Annotated in this window: 13 protein-coding genes and 2 pseudogenes; 9 read left to right on the top strand and 6 right to left on the bottom strand. The window is 73.7% G+C overall.

The window, feature by feature from the left end; all coding sequences use genetic code 11:
• The first annotated feature begins 13 nt into the window (after nt 1–13).
• Together FB558_RS29110 and FB558_RS29115 are read left to right on the top strand one after the other, a co-directional pair.
• Nucleotides 14–1,372 carry an NAD(P)/FAD-dependent oxidoreductase gene (locus FB558_RS29110; RefSeq protein ID WP_142058745.1) on the top strand — a complete coding sequence of 453 codons (1,359 nt, stop codon included), beginning with the start codon at nt 14–16 and terminating at the stop codon, nt 1,370–1,372.
• 32 nt (nt 1,373–1,404) lie between these two features.
• Nucleotides 1,405–2,223: a class I SAM-dependent methyltransferase gene (locus tag FB558_RS29115; RefSeq protein WP_142058747.1), complete on the top strand. Its 819-nt coding sequence runs from the start codon at nt 1,405–1,407 to the stop codon at nt 2,221–2,223.
• A gap of 89 nt (nt 2,224–2,312) precedes the next feature.
• On the opposite strand, the gene FB558_RS29120 is transcribed toward FB558_RS29115, so the two are convergent.
• Together FB558_RS29120 and FB558_RS29125 are read right to left on the bottom strand one after the other, a co-directional pair.
• A complete protein-coding gene (locus FB558_RS29120; protein WP_142058749.1) occupies nt 2,313–2,855 on the bottom strand; it encodes a dihydrofolate reductase family protein in 543 nt (180 codons plus the stop codon).
• Between the two features lie 154 nt (nt 2,856–3,009).
• Nucleotides 3,010–4,287, bottom strand: coding sequence for an MFS transporter (locus FB558_RS29125; protein ID WP_211366902.1), 1,278 nt, complete (start codon nt 4,285–4,287; stop codon nt 3,010–3,012).
• 259 nt (nt 4,288–4,546) lie between these two features.
• On the opposite strand from FB558_RS29125, the gene FB558_RS29130 reads away from it, so the two are divergent.
• The 5 genes and pseudogenes from FB558_RS29130 to FB558_RS29145 all read left to right on the top strand — a co-directional run bounded on the left by FB558_RS29130 (nt 4,547) and on the right by FB558_RS29145 (nt 8,070).
• Complete coding sequence (locus FB558_RS29130; RefSeq protein WP_142058751.1) at nt 4,547–5,494, top strand: ABC transporter substrate-binding protein; 948 nt, start codon at nt 4,547–4,549, stop codon at nt 5,492–5,494.
• Nucleotides 5,495–5,519: 25 nt separating this feature from the next.
• Nucleotides 5,520–6,287, top strand: a complete 768-nt coding sequence (locus tag FB558_RS29135) for a class I SAM-dependent methyltransferase (protein WP_142058753.1) — start codon at nt 5,520–5,522, stop codon at nt 6,285–6,287.
• Nucleotides 6,259–6,972, top strand: a pseudogene (locus FB558_RS29140) (FecCD family ABC transporter permease); the annotation flags it as partial. The gene FB558_RS29135 and the pseudogene FB558_RS29140, both read left to right, overlap by 29 nt.
• A 79-nt stretch (nt 6,973–7,051) precedes the next feature.
• Nucleotides 7,052–7,300, top strand: coding sequence for an iron chelate uptake ABC transporter family permease subunit (locus FB558_RS45565; RefSeq protein WP_342787546.1), 249 nt, complete (start codon nt 7,052–7,054; stop codon nt 7,298–7,300).
• A 47-nt stretch (nt 7,301–7,347) separates the two neighbouring features.
• A complete protein-coding gene (locus FB558_RS29145; RefSeq protein ID WP_246106853.1) occupies nt 7,348–8,070 on the top strand; it encodes an ABC transporter ATP-binding protein in 723 nt (240 codons plus the stop codon).
• A 15-nt stretch (nt 8,071–8,085) separates the two neighbouring features.
• On the opposite strand, the pseudogene FB558_RS29150 reads toward FB558_RS29145, so the two are convergent.
• Nucleotides 8,086–9,205, bottom strand: a pseudogene (locus FB558_RS29150) (epoxide hydrolase family protein).
• Nucleotides 9,206–9,302: 97 nt separating this feature from the next.
• A complete protein-coding gene (locus FB558_RS29155; protein WP_170231575.1) occupies nt 9,303–9,800 on the bottom strand; it encodes an Lrp/AsnC family transcriptional regulator in 498 nt (165 codons plus the stop codon).
• Nucleotides 9,801–9,938: 138 nt separating this feature from the next.
• On the opposite strand from FB558_RS29155, the gene hppD reads away from it, so the two are divergent.
• Nucleotides 9,939–11,144, top strand: a complete 1,206-nt coding sequence (hppD, locus tag FB558_RS29160; protein WP_142058757.1) for a 4-hydroxyphenylpyruvate dioxygenase — start codon at nt 9,939–9,941, stop codon at nt 11,142–11,144.
• 44 nt (nt 11,145–11,188) lie between these two features.
• On the opposite strand, the gene FB558_RS29165 is transcribed toward hppD, so the two are convergent.
• Entirely contained in the window at nt 11,189–12,886 is a 1,698-nt protein-coding gene (locus FB558_RS29165) for a solute symporter family protein (protein ID WP_142058759.1), read from the bottom strand.
• A complete protein-coding gene (locus FB558_RS29170) occupies nt 12,886–13,170 on the bottom strand; it encodes a DUF485 domain-containing protein (protein WP_342787547.1) in 285 nt (94 codons plus the stop codon). Before FB558_RS29170 ends, FB558_RS29165 begins: the two co-directional genes overlap by 1 nt.
• A gap of 412 nt (nt 13,171–13,582) precedes the next feature.
• Here FB558_RS29170 and FB558_RS29175 point away from each other — a divergent pair, with 412 nt between their 5' ends.
• Nucleotides 13,583–14,341, top strand: a complete 759-nt coding sequence (locus FB558_RS29175) for a GAF domain-containing protein (protein WP_142058763.1) — start codon at nt 13,583–13,585, stop codon at nt 14,339–14,341.
• Nucleotides 14,342–14,355: the final 14 nt, after the last annotated feature.

A 14,355-nucleotide genomic window follows, 5' to 3' on the forward strand; every position in this document is an offset into this window, starting at 1 on the left:
GTAGGCGGGAGGCATGACGGGGACACAGTCGGGCACGGGGACCCAGCCGAGCACGGAACCGGGCGCGCGACCGCGCGTCGTGATCGTCGGAGGCGGCTTCGCCGGGCACAGCGCGGCCCGCTCACTGGCCAAGCGCGTCGGCGACGCCGTCGAGATCGTGCTGGTCAACCCCACCGACTACTTCCTCTACCTGCCTCTGCTGCCGGAGGTCGCGGCCGGGGTGCTCGATCCGCGGCGGGTCACGGTGTCGCTCGCGGCGACCCTGCCGGGGGTGCGGCTGGTGCTCGGTGAGGTCGACTCGGTCGACCTCACCCGGCGCCGCATCGGCTGGAACGACCCGGAGGGCGGGCGCGGCGAGCTGGGCTACGACCGCCTCGTGCTCGCCGCCGGCAGCGTCAACAAGCTGCTGCCGATCCCCGGTATCGCCGAGCACGCGCACGGCTTCCGGGGCATCCCGGAGGCGCTCTACCTGCGCGACCACATCACCCGGCAGGTCGAGCTGGCGGCCACGGCGCAGGACCCGCGGGAGCGGGAGGCCCGCTGCACGTTCGTCGTGGTGGGTGCCGGCTACACCGGCACCGAGGTGGCGGCGCAGGGGCCACTGCTCACCGATGCGCTGGTCCGCAACCGACCGGAGCTGCGCGGGCAGCGGATGCGCTGGATGCTGCTCGACACCGCGCCCCAGGTGCTCCCCGGCTTGGACGAACGGCTGTCGCGGACCGCCGACCGGGTGCTGCGCGAGCGCGGCGTGGAGGTGCGCACCGGCGAGTCGGTGAAGGAAGCGGGCCGCGAGTGCGTCCTGCTGACCACCGGCGAGGAGGTGCCGACGCGCACGCTCGTGTGGTGCGTCGGCGTGCGGCCCGACCCGCTCGTCGAGGAGGTCGGGCTGCCCACCCAGAAGGGCCGCCTCTGCGTGGACGCGCAGCTCACGGTGCCCGATCACCCCGACGTCTTCGCGTGCGGGGACGCCGCGGCGGTGCCCGACCTGACCCGTCCGGGCGAGGTCACGGCCATGACGGCGCAGCACGCCGTGCGCCAGGGCAAGCTCGCGGGCCGCAACGTCGCCGCCTCGCTCGGGTACGGCGGCCCACGCAGCTACCGCCACCACGACCTGGGGTTCGTCGTCGAGCTCGGCGGGCGCGACGCCGCGGCGAACCCGCTGCACGTCCCACTGGCCGGGCTGCCGGCGAAGGCCGTGACCCGCGGCTACCACCTGGTGTCCATGCCCGGCAACCGCACCCGTACGGCGGCCGACTGGCTGCTCGAGGCCGTGCTACCGCGACAGACGGTGCAGCTGGGCCTGGTCCGCGGACCGAACGTGCCGCTGGAGACGGCGTCGCCGGAACTGGAACACGCGCCCAGCAGCCCCTGAACTCCGCGCCGGGCGGGCGTAGCGTCGCCGCCATGGACCGGGAGACCGTCACGCTCACCGGCGCGCCGGAGACGCTGCTCGCCACCCTCTACGGCCGTGCCCTGGACAGCCGGGCGTCCCGGTCGATCCTGCACGACGACGCGGCTGACCGGGCCGTGCGGCGCATCGACTACGACTTCCGCCGCACCGGGATCACCGCCACCACCGCGGCGGGCGTCGCCCTGCGCGCACGGCAGCTCGACGACTGGACGCGGCAGTTCCTCGCCGCCCACCCCGAGGCCACCGTGCTGCACCTGGCCTGCGGGCTCGACACCCGCGCGCAGCGGCTCGCCGTCGGCCCGTCCGTCCGGTGGGTCGACGTCGACCACCCGGAGGTCATCGCCCTGCGCGAGCGGCTGCTCGATCCCCCCGGCGGCGACTACCGCATGGTCGCCGCCTCGGTGACCGACGAGGGCTGGCTCGACGACGTGCCCGCCGACCGGCCGACCGTCGCCGTCTTCGAGGGCCTGACGATGTACCTGCGCAAGCCCGACGGGCGGCGGTTGATCGAGCGGATCACGGGGCGGTTCCCGCGCGGCCAGTTGCTCTTCGACTGCTACGGCACGGCCGGCATCCGCCTGCAGAAGCTGGTGCCCGCCGTCCGCCGCTCCGGCGCCACCCTGCACTGGGCCATCGACGACCCCCGCGAGCTCGAGGGCTGGCACGACGGCCTGGTGCTCACCGACGCGCTGCGCAGCGTCGACATGCCCGGGCTGGACCTGCTCCCGCGCGCCGGCCGGGTGCAGATGGCGGTGCTGGCCCGCGTGCCCGGCCTGCGCGACATCGGCCGGATCCTGCGCTACCGCTTCTGAGCCGACTCGCACACCGACTTCCTCGCTCGCACACCGACTGCAGTCGGTGTGCGAGCACCACGATCGGTGTGTGAGCGTCGGTCGCCCGGTCAGCTCTCCGCGGGGGCGTACACCGCGTGCAGCACGCCGGTCGTGAACGTCGTGCTGCGCACCAACCGCAGCGGGTAGGTCGGGGTGTCCTCGAACAGCCGCTGCCCGTGCCCGACCGCGATCGGGTGGATGAGCAGGTTGAGCTCGTCGAGCAGGTCGTTCGCCAGCAGCCAGCGCACGAGGGTGGCGCTGCCGGACATGACGATGTCGCCCCCGGTGCGCTCCTTGATCTTCTTCAGCTCGGCGGCGACGTCGCCGGAGACGACGGTGGTGCCGCTCCAGCTCGCCTCGGTCAGGGTGTGCGACACGACGTACTTGGTGGCTCCGTTGATGAACGGCGCGAACGTGTCGTCGTCGCTCTTCGGCCAGTACTCCGACCACTCGTCGTAGAGCCGCCGCCCCATCAGGAACGCGCTCGCGGTCTCCATCCCCGCACCGATCGCGGCGCCCATCTCGTCGTTGAAGTAGGGGAAGTGCCACTGGTCCGGCGCCTCGACGACGCCGTCGAGGGAGATGAAGAAGTTCGAGACGATCCTGCCCATGGTGTGCTCCTCGCCCGCGGTGTCCGGTCCGTTCCCCCTTCCGACCGACGGCGGCGGGAGAACTCATCGCCCCCCGTGAAAACGGCGACGGGTCCCGGCTCGGGGTCGACGCCGCGCACGCGCCGGCGCTTCGCGACATCGGCCGGGTCCTGCGCTACCGGTTCCGGCCGCCCGGACCGGGCACTCCCTGCCCCGGCTCCGGAGCCACCGGGAGCGACCTGCCCAGCCGCGCGAGCGGGGAGAGGGCCAGGACCAACGGCGACAGGGCCAGACCGACCGCGGCCACGAGCAGGCTCGGGCGCAGTCCCCAGTGCTCGCCCAGGTATCCGCCGCACAGCGAGCCGAACGGCATCAACCCCATCCCGACGAAGTTGATGGTGGCCACGACCCGGCCCTGCATGCGCACCGGGGTGACGGCCTGCCGGACGACCGCGGTGATGATGTTGACCACCTGGCTGCATGCGCCGAACACGACGTTGATCCCCATCAGCAGCAGGACCGGGGCGAGCCCCGAACCGCGCACCGCCGGCACGCACATCAGCGCGACGTCGGCCAGCGCCGCCGACGACACCAGCACCACCCCGTACCCGAACCTGCGGGGCAGGCCCGCGGACAGCAGGGAGCCCAGCACAGCGCCCGGCCCCATCGCCGCGAGCACCAGACCGACGACCGCGCCCGGCAGCTCCAGGGTGCGCACCAGGAACAGCAGGTAGACGGTCATCAGGGCCGCGAAGCAGAACTGGTAGGCGGCGGAGGCGAGCCCCACGGCGCGCAACGAGGGACTGCCGGCCACGAACCGGAGGCCGTCGACGATCTCCCGCCGGATCCGGGTGGGGTGCTCGCCGTGCCCCGGGACCGGTTCGCGCCTGCGGATCCCGCGCAGCGACAGGGCCGAGACCGCGAAGAGCGCGGCGCTCGCCAGCGCGGCGGTCGAGGCCGAGAGCAGCGACACCAGTGCCCCACCCAGCGCGGGCCCTCCGATCTGCGCGGCGGACCTGCTGCTCTCGAGGGCGCTGTTGGCCTGCATCAGCTGATCGCGCCGCACCAGCCGCACGAGCGAGGCGTGGTAGGCCACGTCGAAGAACACCGTGAACACGCCGATCGCGAATGCGGCGACGAGCAGCAGCGGCATCCCGAGCAGGCCGAGGACGGCCGAGAGGGTGATCGCGGCCAGCAACGCGGCGCGCCCGACGTCGGCCAGCACCATCACGGTGCGCGTCCGCCACCGGTCCACCCAGACGCCGGCCAGCAGCGAGAACAGCAGGATGGGTGCCTGCTCCACCGCGCGCAGGACACCCACCTGGTCGGCGCCGGCGTCGAGGGCCACCACCGCGACGAGCGGCAGGACCACCCGACCGGCGTGCTCCCCGACCTGCGAGGCCGTCTGGCCTGCCCAGAGCTTGCGGAAGTCACGGTCGTGCCACAGGCGCACGGGAGGAGGAGCAGACGGCACGGAGACCCCTCGAGGTGGCGCGCGCCCCTGCCCGACGCGCCACGAAGGCGCACCGGGGGCAGCGCGGGGAGGCGTTCGCTGTGCCGTGGACGGGGACGGCACGCGGTGACAGGTCGGTTCGACCTACGACGTCAACGCGTGCGGCGTTGGCCGGGCATCTCTCAGCTCCTCAGGGGTCCTGCTGCGCGGAGGTTAGCCCTCCGCCGGGCCGCGGAGGAAGCGGGTTAGAGTCCCGGTCATGAAAATCGTTGCCATCTGGACGGGCGCGGTCGCGGTGCTGACGCTCGCCGCGTGCGGGAGCGCGCCGCCGCCCGCGGACACCGACCCGGGCAGCGCCGCCACCACCGTGCAGAGCTGCGGGCAGACCCTCGGGTTCGCCGCACCGCCGCAGCGCGCCGTCGCGCTCGAGCAGAACGCCACCGAGATCATGCTGTCGCTCGGGCTGGCCGACCGGATGGCCGGGACGAGCTACCGGACCGACCCCGTGCTCGACGAGATCGCCGAGGCCTACGCCGGGGTGCCCGTGCTCGCCGAGCGGTACCCCGCGCGCGAGTCGCTCCTGGCCGCCGAGCCCGACTTCACCTACTCGACGTTCGCGTCCGCGTACGCCCCCGACGCCGCAGGCTCCCGCGAGGACCTCGCCGCGCTCGGGGTGCCCGCCTACCTCTCCGCCCACAGCTGCCCGGACCGGGCGCCCGGGCCGGTGCCGTTCGAGTCGATCCTGCAGGAGATCACTGACATCGGCACGGTCTTCGGGGTGCCCGAGCGCGCCGCGGCGCTGGTGGCCGAGCAGCGGGCGCGCCTCGCGGCGGCCGCGGGGACGAGCACGCCCGAGCGGTCGGTCCTCTGGTACTACTCCGGCACCAGCACGCCGCACGTCGCAGGCTCGGGCGGGCTCGCGGCCACCATGAGCGAGGTCGTCGGCGTCCGCAACGCGTTCGACGACGCCCCGCAGGCCTGGGCGGAGGGCAGCTGGGAGGAGATCGCCGAGCGCGACCCGGACGTGTTCGTGCTCGCCGACCTCACCCGGGGCGGCGACGGCGACAGCGCCCAGTCGAAGATCGATTTTCTGCGCGCGCACCCGGTGGCGTCGCAGCTGCGCGCCGTCCGCGAGGGCGCGTTCATCGTCGTTCCCGGCTCGACGCTGGACCCGTCGATCCGGAGCGTGTCCGCGGTGGAGCCGTGAGCGCGGGACTTCAGGAGGTAGGAGCATGAGCGCACCGACGACGAACGCCGACCACCGGCGCCTGCTCGAGCGCTGGGAGCTGCAGCAGGCGGCCTACGTCGCCCACCGGGAGAACCGCTTCGAGGTCATGCTCGACGTGCTGGCCCTGCACGGTCCGGCCGCCCCGACGGTCCTCGACCTCGCCTGCGGGCCGGGATCGATCTCCGACCGGGTGCTGCGCCGGTTCCCCGACGCCACCACCGTGGCCGTCGACTACGACCCCGTGCTGACGCACGTGGCCGAGCAGGCCCTGGCCGGCCACGGCGGCCGCGCCACCGTCCTCGACGTCGATCTCGCCCGGCCCGGCTGGTCGGACGCGCTCGGGGGACGGCGGTTCGACGCGGTGCTGAGCTCCACCGCGCTGCACTGGCTCGCGTCCGGCCAGCTGCTGGCCGTCTACCAGGAGCTGGGCCGGATGCTGGCGCCGGGCGCGGTGTTCCTCAACGCCGACCACCTGCGCTTCGACGACCGGGCGCCGACCCTGCGCGAGATCTCGGCCGCGCACGACCGGCGGTGCCAGGACGAGGCCTTCACCGCCGGGGTGCCGGACTGGCAGGGCTGGTGGGCCGAGGCGGCGCAGCTGCCCGACCTGGCCGAGCTGGTGGCGCTGCGCGAGCAGCGCTTCGCCGACCGGCCGCCCCAGCCGCACTCCCCGCTGGACCTGCACCTCGCCGCACTGCGGACCGCGGGGTTCGCGGAGGTGGGCACGGTGTGGCAGTACCTCGATGACCACGTCGTCTTCGCGCGTCGCTGAGCCGCGGCGCACGGCGGTGGTCGCCGTCGCCGGGTCGGCCGCGCTGGTGCTGTCGATCGCGGTGGCGGTGACCCTCGGGTCGGCCGACCTGGCGGTCGCCGACGTCGCCCGGTCGGTGCTGGTGCACCTCGGGCTGCCGCTGCACCCGCTCCCCCCGCTGCAGGACGGGATCGTCTGGCAGCTGCGGATGCCGCGGGTGCTGCTCGCGGTGCTCGTCGGCGCCGGGCTCGCCGTCTGCGGGGCGGTCCTGCAGGCCCTCACCGGCAACCCGCTGGCCGACCCGTACCTGCTCGGCATCTCCTCGGGGGCGTCCACCGGCGCCGTCGCCGTGCTTGTGCTCGGCGTCGGCGCCGGCGCGTTCGCCCTGTCCGGCGGCGCCTTCCTCGGCAGCGTCGTCGCGTTCGCGACCGTGCTGGCCCTGGCCGGCCGGTCGCTGGCGAGCTCGACGCGGGTGGTGCTCGCCGGCGTCGCGGCCTCGCAGCTGTTCGGCGCGGTCACCAGCCTCGTGGTGATCACCTCGGCCGACGCGGACGCCACCCGCAGCGTGACGTTCTGGCTGCTCGGGTCGCTCGCGGCCGCGGACTGGACTGCGGTGCTCGCCTGCGCCGCGGTGGTGGCCGCCGTGCTCGCGGCCTGCTGGTCGGCCGCGCTCGCGCTCGACGCGTTCGCGTTCGGCCAGGAGGCCGCCGCGGCGCTCGGCGTGCCGCCTGCGCGGACGCAACTGCTGCTGTTCACCGCGACGGCGCTTGGCCGCCGCGGCGCTGGTGGCCGCGAGCGGCGCGATCGGCTTCGTCGGGTTGATCGTCCCGCACGCCGCGCGGTTCCTCGTGGGCGCCGGGCACCGCACGCTGCTGCCGGTGTGCGCGCTGCTGGGCGGGGTGTTCCTGCTCTGGGCCGACACGGCGGCGCGGTCGGTGTTCGCGCCCCAGGACGTGCCGGTCGGGGTGGTCACCGCGGTGGTCGGGGTGCCGGTCTTCGCGGTGCTCCTGCGGCGCAGGCGGACCTCGCCGTGACGGTCGACGCGCGGCGCATCCGGTGGTCGCCGGGGCGGGGCGTGCTGGTGCTGGACGGCATCGACCTGGACGTCCCGGCCGGGGCGTTCGTCGGGCTGCTGGGTCCCAACGGGTCGGGCAAGTCCACGCTGCTGCGCCTCCTCGCCGGGGTGCGCCGCCCCGACGCCGGGACGGTCCGGCTGGACGGGCGCGACCTGCACTCCCTCCCCCGCCGCGCCGCCGCCCGCCGGATCGCCCTCCTGGCCCAGGAGAGCAGCACCGAGGTGGACATGACCGTCCTGGACGCGGTGCTGCTCGGCCGGATCCCGCACCGCGCGCGGTGGGGGCCCCTCGGCGGTGACGACGTGCGCCGCGCCGAGCACGCGCTCGCCCTGCTCGAGGTCGCCGCGCTGCGCGACCGGCGCTGGTCGGAGCTGTCCGGTGGGGAGCGCCAGCGCGTCGCGATCGCCCGCGCACTGGCCCAGGACCCCGACGTCCTGCTGCTCGACGAGCCCACCAACCACCTCGACGTCCGCCACCAGCTCGCCGTGCTCGAACTGCTCGCGGCGAGCCCGCGAACGGTCGTCGCCGCCCTGCACGACGTGGGGCTGGCCGCCCGCTACTGCGACGGCGTGGCCGTGCTGCACGAGGGCGTCGTCCACGCCGCGGGACCGCCGGCCGCGGTGCTGACGCCGGAGCTGCTCGAGAAGGTGTACGGCGTCGGCGCCGAGGTGACGACCGGCGGCGACGGCAGGCCCCGCATCGACCTCACCCCGCTCGGCGCGTGGTAGGCGCGCCGCCGGGCGTCAGCGCACCAGCCGGAAGAACGCGCGCAGCTCCGCCGCGAACAGCTCCGGCTGCTCCAGCGCCGCGAAGTGCCCGCCGCGTTCCGGCTCGTTCCAGTACCGGATGTCGGTGAAGCGCCGGGCCGCCCAGCGTCGCGAGGGCCGCGGGTTCTCCCGCGGGAAGATCGAGCAGCCCGCCGGCACGGTGACGACGTCGGCGGTCTCCCCCGCGAACGTCCGCTGGACCTCGCGGAAGCTCTCCCAGTACAGCCGCGCGGCCGAGGCGCCGGTGGCGGGCAGCCAGTAGAGCATCAGGTTGTCCAGCAGGCGGTCGCGCGGGATCGCGCTCACCGGGTCGGACCAGGCGTGGAACTTCTCCACGATCCAGGCGGCGAGCAGCGCGGGCGAGTCGACCAGGCCGTAGCCGATGGTCTGCGGGCGCGTCGACTGCTGGTGGGAGTAGCCGTCGCCGTCCGGGCCGCGTGCGAGGTCGGCCAGTGCCGCGCGCTCCGCCGCGGTGAGGTCGCCGAACGTGGCCGGGTCGGGTGCGGCGAGCGGCGGCACGAGGTGGATGCCCGCGACGTGCGCGGCGTCCTGCGTCCCGATCCACGTGCTGATGCTGGTGCCCCAGTCGCTGCCCGCCGCGCCGTAACGCGCGTAGCCGAGCCGGGCCATCAGCTGCGCCCACGCCGCGGCGATCCGCTGCACGGTCCAGCCCCGGTGCGCGGGCCGGTCGCTGAACCCGTAGCCGGGCAGGGACGGGCACACCACGTCGAACGCGTCGGCCGGGTCCGGCGGGTCGGTCAGGAGCGCGATCACGTCGAGGAACTCGACGACCGAACCGGGCCAGCCGTGGGTGAGCACCAGCGGCAGCGCCCCGGGGTGCGGCGAGCGGACGTGCAGGAAGTGGATGCCCAGCCCGTCGATCGTCGTGCGGAACTGCGGCAGCGCGTTCAGGCGCGCCTCGGTGGCGCGCCAGTCGTAGCCGTCCGCCCAGTGCGCACAGCGCGCGCAGGTGCGCCAGCGGCACCCCCTGCTCCCACCCCTCGACGGTCTCGGCCTCGGGCCAGCGGGTGCGCCGCAGGCGCTCGCGCAGGTCGCTCAGCTCGGACTCGGGCACGTCGAGGCGGAACGGGATCACGGCAGGCGAGCATGGACGAGAGAGCCGCACTCCGCACACCCAGTGCCCACTTCGCACAGGGCCCGCGGTGTGCGAGGTCGGCACTGGGTGTGCGAGGTCAGGCCCGGTAGGCCGGGGCGCGGCTCGGGCCGCCTCGGGGGCTCGCCGCCAGCAGGGGCAGGACTCGGGGCGCGACCACCACCGACAGGACCACCATGCTCGTCGAACGCGCGATCGTCGGGCTGCGGCCCAGTGCCAGTAGGGTGTCCTGCAGGTCCTGGTGCGAGGAGGCGCCCAACCGGCAGAGCAGGTCCGCCGAGCCGGTGGTGGCGTAGGCCTCCAGGACGGCGGGCAGGGCGGCCAGCTCCGCGGCGACGTCCTCCAGCTCGCCCTGCGCGATCTCCAGCGTCGCGAACGCCTGGACCGGGTAGCCGGCCGCGGCCAGGTCGACGTCGGGCCCGTAGCCGGTGATCACGCCCGCGCGCTCCATGCGGTCCAGCCGGGCCGCCGCGGTGCCGCGCGCGACGCCGAGCGTGCGCGACAGCTCCAGGACGCCGGCCCGCGGGCTCGCCCGCAGCGCCGTGAGCAGATCGATGTCCAGGGCGTCGAGTTCCACCTGGACGGACTGTACAGCTCCCCGCCCGGATGACCGCGCATTCCGATCAGACCGACCAGCTGCGAGGGCGGTGGTTGCGCAGCACATCGCCCGTGAGCTGTCCTGGAGACGCGTCGACGAGACACCCAGGAGGCCGCGATGAGCATCGACCAGACCCTCACCAGCCAGGAGCGCCTCGCCGAGCTCGACCTCGACCAGCTGCAGCAGCTCGTCGGGCTCGTCGAGTACGACGAGGCGGGCGACCCGTTCCCGGTGACCGGGTGGGACGCCGTCGTCTGGGCGGTCGGCAACGCCACCCAGGCCGCCGCCTTCTACCAGCTGGCCTTCGGCATGGAGCTGGTCGCGTACTCCGGGCCGGAGACCGGCAACCGCGACCACCACGCGTACGTGCTGCGCTCGGGCGCCGTCCGGTTCGTGCTGAAGGGCGGCGTGGACCCGGCGAGCCCGCTGCTGGAGCACCACCGGCGCCACGGCGACGGGATCGTGGACATCGCGCTCGAGGTCCCCGACGTCGACCGCTGCGTCCGCCACGCCCGCGCGCAGGGCGCCACCGTGCTCGAGGAGCCGCACGACGTCTCCGACGAGCACGGCACCGTGCGCGTCGCGGCGATCGCCACCTACGGCGAGACCCGCCACAGCCTCGTCGACCGCTCCCGCTACACCGGCCCGTACCTGCCCGGCTACGTCGCGCGCCGCTCCACGCACCGCAAGCCCGACGGCGCACCGAAGCGGCTGTTCCAGGCCCTGGACCACGTGGTCGGCAACGTCGAGCTGGGGCGCATGGACGAGTGGGTGGCCTTCTACCACCGCGTCATGGGCTTCACGAACATGGCGGAGTTCGTCGGCGACGACATCGCCACCGACTACTCCGCGCTGATGAGCAAGGTGGTGGCGAGCGGCAACCACCGCGTCAAGTTCCCGCTCAACGAGCCGGCCGTGGGCAAGAAGCGCTCGCAGATCGACGAGTACCTGGAGTTCTACGGCGGCCCCGGCGCCCAGCACCTCGCGCTGGCCACGAACGACATCCTGCGCGCGGTGGACGCGTTGCGCGACGCGGGCGTCGAGTTCCTCGCCACGCCCGACTCGTACTACACCGACCCGGCGCTGCGGTCCCGCATCGGCGAGGTCCGGGTGCCGATCGAGGAGCTGCAGGCCCGGGGCATCCTCGTCGACCGCGACGAGGACGGCTACCTGTTGCAGATCTTCACGAAGCCGATCGGCGACCGGCCCACCGTCTTCTTCGAGCTCATCGAGCGGCACGGCTCGCTCGGCTTCGGCAAGGGCAACTTCCAGGCGCTCTTCGAGGCGATCGAGCGCGAGCAGGCCAAGCGGGGCAACTTCTAGTACCCGTGATCGGTCTGGGGACCGGCCGCTGCACGCCCGGTGATCTAGACCATGATCTTGGGCAGCGGCATCGTCTTCGGCGCCGCCGCCTTCTCCGACCCGGCCCCGGTGAGCGCGCGGACCTCCATCTCCGCGTGCCGGGCGGCGGCGTGTTCGTCCTTGCGGCCCAGGAAGGTGCCGAGGACTCCGAGCAGGAAGGACGCCGGGATCGACACCAGGCCGGGGTTGGCCAGCGGGAAGACCGCGAAGTCGGCGGTGGGGATCATTGCGCTCGGGCCGCCCGACACCGCGGGCGAGAGCACGATGAGCACCACGCTGGTGCCCAGGCCGCCGTAGATGCTGCAGAGGGCGCCCATGGTGTTGAACCGCTTCCAGAACAGCGAGTAGAGCAGCGTCGGCAGGTTCGCCGACGCCGCCACCGCGAACGCCAGCGCCACCAGGAACGCCACGTTCTGGTTGCGGGCCAGGATCCCGGCCGCCACCGCCACGACGCCGACGAGGACGGCCGTGCGGCGGGCCACCCGCACCTCGGCGTCCGGCTTCGCGGTGCCCCGCTTGATCACGTTGGCGTAGACGTCGTGGGCGAACGAGGCCGACGCCGTGATCGTCAGGCCTGCGACGACCGCGAGGATCGTCGCGAAGGCGATCGCCGAGATGATCCCGAGCAGCAGCTCGCCACCGAGCTGGTAGGCCAGCAGGGGCGCCGCCGAGTTCGTGCCGCCCGGCGCGGTCGAGATCCGCTGCGCGCCGCCCGGCACGAGCGCGGCCGCGCCGTAGCCCAGGACCAGCGAGAACAGGTAGAAGATGCCGATCAGCCAGATCGCCCAGACCACCGAGCGCCGCGCCTCCTTGGCGTTGGGCACCGTGTAGAAGCGCATCAGGATGTGCGGCAGGCCCGCGGTGCCCAGCACCAGCGCGAGGCCCAGCGACAGGAAGTCGATCTTCGCGAGGTCGGACGCGCCGTACTGCAGGCCCGGGATGAGCAGCCGCTCGCCCAGCTCCTTGACCGTGCCCGACTTCGTCTCCATCGACGGGTTGGCCGCAACGGCGTCCCCGAGGAGCGCGGACAGGTCGAAGGCGTACCGGCCGAGCACCCACGTCGTGATCGTGGCGGCGCCGACCAGCAGCAGGCCGGCCTTGATGATCTGCACCCACGTGGTGCCCTTCATGCCGCCCACCAGCACGTAGACGATCATCAGGAGCCCGACGACGGCGATCACGATGCCCTGGCCGAGGGTGTTGCTGTTCGGGATCTGCAGCAGCAGCGCGATCAACGCGCCCGCGCCCGCCATCTGCGCGAGCAGGTAGAAGAACGACACCACGAGCGTGGACGTGGCCGCCGCCGCCCGCACCGGACGTTGCCGCATCCGGAACGACAGCACGTCGCCCATCGTGAACTTGCCGGTGTTGCGCAGCAGCTCGGCCACCAGCAGCAGGGCCACCAGCCACGCCACCAGGAAGCCGATCGAGTACAGGAACCCGTCGTAGCCGTTCACCGCGATCGCACCCGCGATGCCGAGGAACGACGCCGCCGACAGGTAGTCACCCGCGATCGCCACGCCGTTCTGCGGCCCGGTGAACGACCGGCCCGCCGCGTAGTAGTCCGACGCCGTGCGGTTGCCCCGGCTCACCCGGAACACCACCACCAGCGTCACCAGCACGAAGGCCGCGAACACCGAGATGTTGATGATCGGGCTGCCGATCTGGTCCTGCGCCGGCACCTCCTGTGCGAGCAGGGACATCAGTAGCCCTCCATGCGCATGCGGATCTTCTCCGCGACCGGGTCGAGCCGCGTGTCGGCGTACCGCACGTAGAGCCCGGTGATCGCGAACGTCGTCACGAACTGCAGGAGTCCGACCACGATCCCCACGTTGATGTTGCCCAGGACCGGGATCGCCATGAACTCCGGCGCGTAGGACGCGAGCAGGACGTAGGCGAGGTACCAGAGCATGAAGGCCGCGCTCATCGGGAACACGAACCGCCGCAGCCGCGAACGGAGCTCGGCGAACTCCGGCGCCGCCTGCATCCGCTCGTGGACCGTCCGTCCGTCCCGGTCATACAGCGTTCTCACCCGGTACCGTCCCATCTCCTGCGACGCGTCTGCTGCGACCTGCCTGCAGCCCGGTGCAACGAAAGCGGCACCACCCGGTTTCGCGAGCCCGACCTGCAAGATCGAACTCCGGGCACGGTCGGCAGCACCCGGTCCGGCGCGCCGACCCGACCGGGTGAAGATACGAGGGTCCTAGTGGCGCGCGTCACGCAGTAGCCGGATTCGGACCACGCGGTGTAGCCGGAATCGGCGTTCGCGCACGACACGTGCTCCATCCGGGTGGACAACGGCGGCCCGACGAGCGACACGCCGGTGCCACCGCGTGAGCGTCGCGCCTCCGCGGCCTCCGGTCGGGTGCTGGCTACGCTGGCGCGACGTTGGGGGGACGATGGCGGGAACGACGGAGCGGTTCCGGGCGGTGGCACGGCCCGTCGCCGTCACCGCGGCCACCGCCGCCTGGGTGATCGGCGCGTTCCTCAACCAGCTGTCCGGGTGGTCGCTCACGCTCACCGTGGCCGCGGGGGCCGCGCTCACCGCGCTCGCCGTCGGGCTGCCGCTGCGTGCCGAGCACAACGCGCGGGCCCGCGCCCGCACCGCCGAGCAGATCGCCGAGGACGCCGGCGCCCGCATCCAGCTCGTGCTCAACGACGCGATGGAGCCCCTCACCTACCTGATCGGCCGGATCGTCGACCTGCGGGGCTGGTCGCGCAGCCGGGAGCTCGGCGACCTGCAGGGCCAGGCCAAGGCCGTGGTGCTCTCGGCCGCCGCCGAGGTACTGGGCGCCGACCGGCTGCGCTCGTGCTTCTTCGCGCGCGTCGAGGACCGCCTCGTGCCGTCCGGGTTCCACGGGCGCGCCGAGGCGCCGCGCAGCACGTTCGAGGCCGGCACCCCGCTCGGCGACTTCGCCCTGGACATGCTCGCCCGCCGTGAGGACCTGTTCTGCGCCGACACCCACGCCGAGTCCCCACCCGGATGGGCGCCCGGCGGCCACGCCTACCGCACCTTCGTGGCGGTGCCGGTGGCCACCGAGTCGCGGGAGTTCGGGATCCTCACCGTCGACGGCCTGCAGGTCGGCGACCTCACCGAGGCCGACGTCGCCGCCGTCCGCGTCCTCGGCCGCCTCTTGGCGGTCGCCCTCGGCGCCTGACCGGAGCTACCCTG

Origin of the sequence: Pseudonocardia kunmingensis, assembly GCF_006716445.1 — a bacterium.
Classification (GTDB): domain Bacteria; phylum Actinomycetota; class Actinomycetes; order Mycobacteriales; family Pseudonocardiaceae; genus Pseudonocardia; species Pseudonocardia kunmingensis.

What these genes read in the sequence shown, in the direction of transcription:
- FB558_RS29110 (WP_142058745.1), top strand. Translation starts at nt 14, where the DNA reads ATGACGGGGACACAGTCGGGCACGGGGACCCAGCCGAGCACGGAACCG.
- FB558_RS29115 (WP_142058747.1), top strand. Translation starts at nt 1,405, where the DNA reads ATGGACCGGGAGACCGTCACGCTCACCGGCGCGCCGGAGACGCTGCTC.
- FB558_RS29120 (WP_142058749.1), bottom strand. Translation starts at nt 2,855, where the DNA reads ATGGGCAGGATCGTCTCGAACTTCTTCATCTCCCTCGACGGCGTCGTC.
- FB558_RS29130 (WP_142058751.1), top strand. Translation starts at nt 4,547, where the DNA reads ATGAAAATCGTTGCCATCTGGACGGGCGCGGTCGCGGTGCTGACGCTC.
- FB558_RS29135 (WP_142058753.1), top strand. Translation starts at nt 5,520, where the DNA reads ATGAGCGCACCGACGACGAACGCCGACCACCGGCGCCTGCTCGAGCGC.
- hppD (WP_142058757.1), top strand. Translation starts at nt 9,939, where the DNA reads ATGAGCATCGACCAGACCCTCACCAGCCAGGAGCGCCTCGCCGAGCTC.
- FB558_RS29165 (WP_142058759.1), bottom strand. Translation starts at nt 12,886, where the DNA reads ATGTCCCTGCTCGCACAGGAGGTGCCGGCGCAGGACCAGATCGGCAGC.
- FB558_RS29170 (WP_342787547.1), bottom strand. Translation starts at nt 13,170, where the DNA reads ATGCAGGCGGCGCCGGAGTTCGCCGAGCTCCGTTCGCGGCTGCGGCGG.
- FB558_RS29175 (WP_142058763.1), top strand. Translation starts at nt 13,583, where the DNA reads ATGGCGGGAACGACGGAGCGGTTCCGGGCGGTGGCACGGCCCGTCGCC.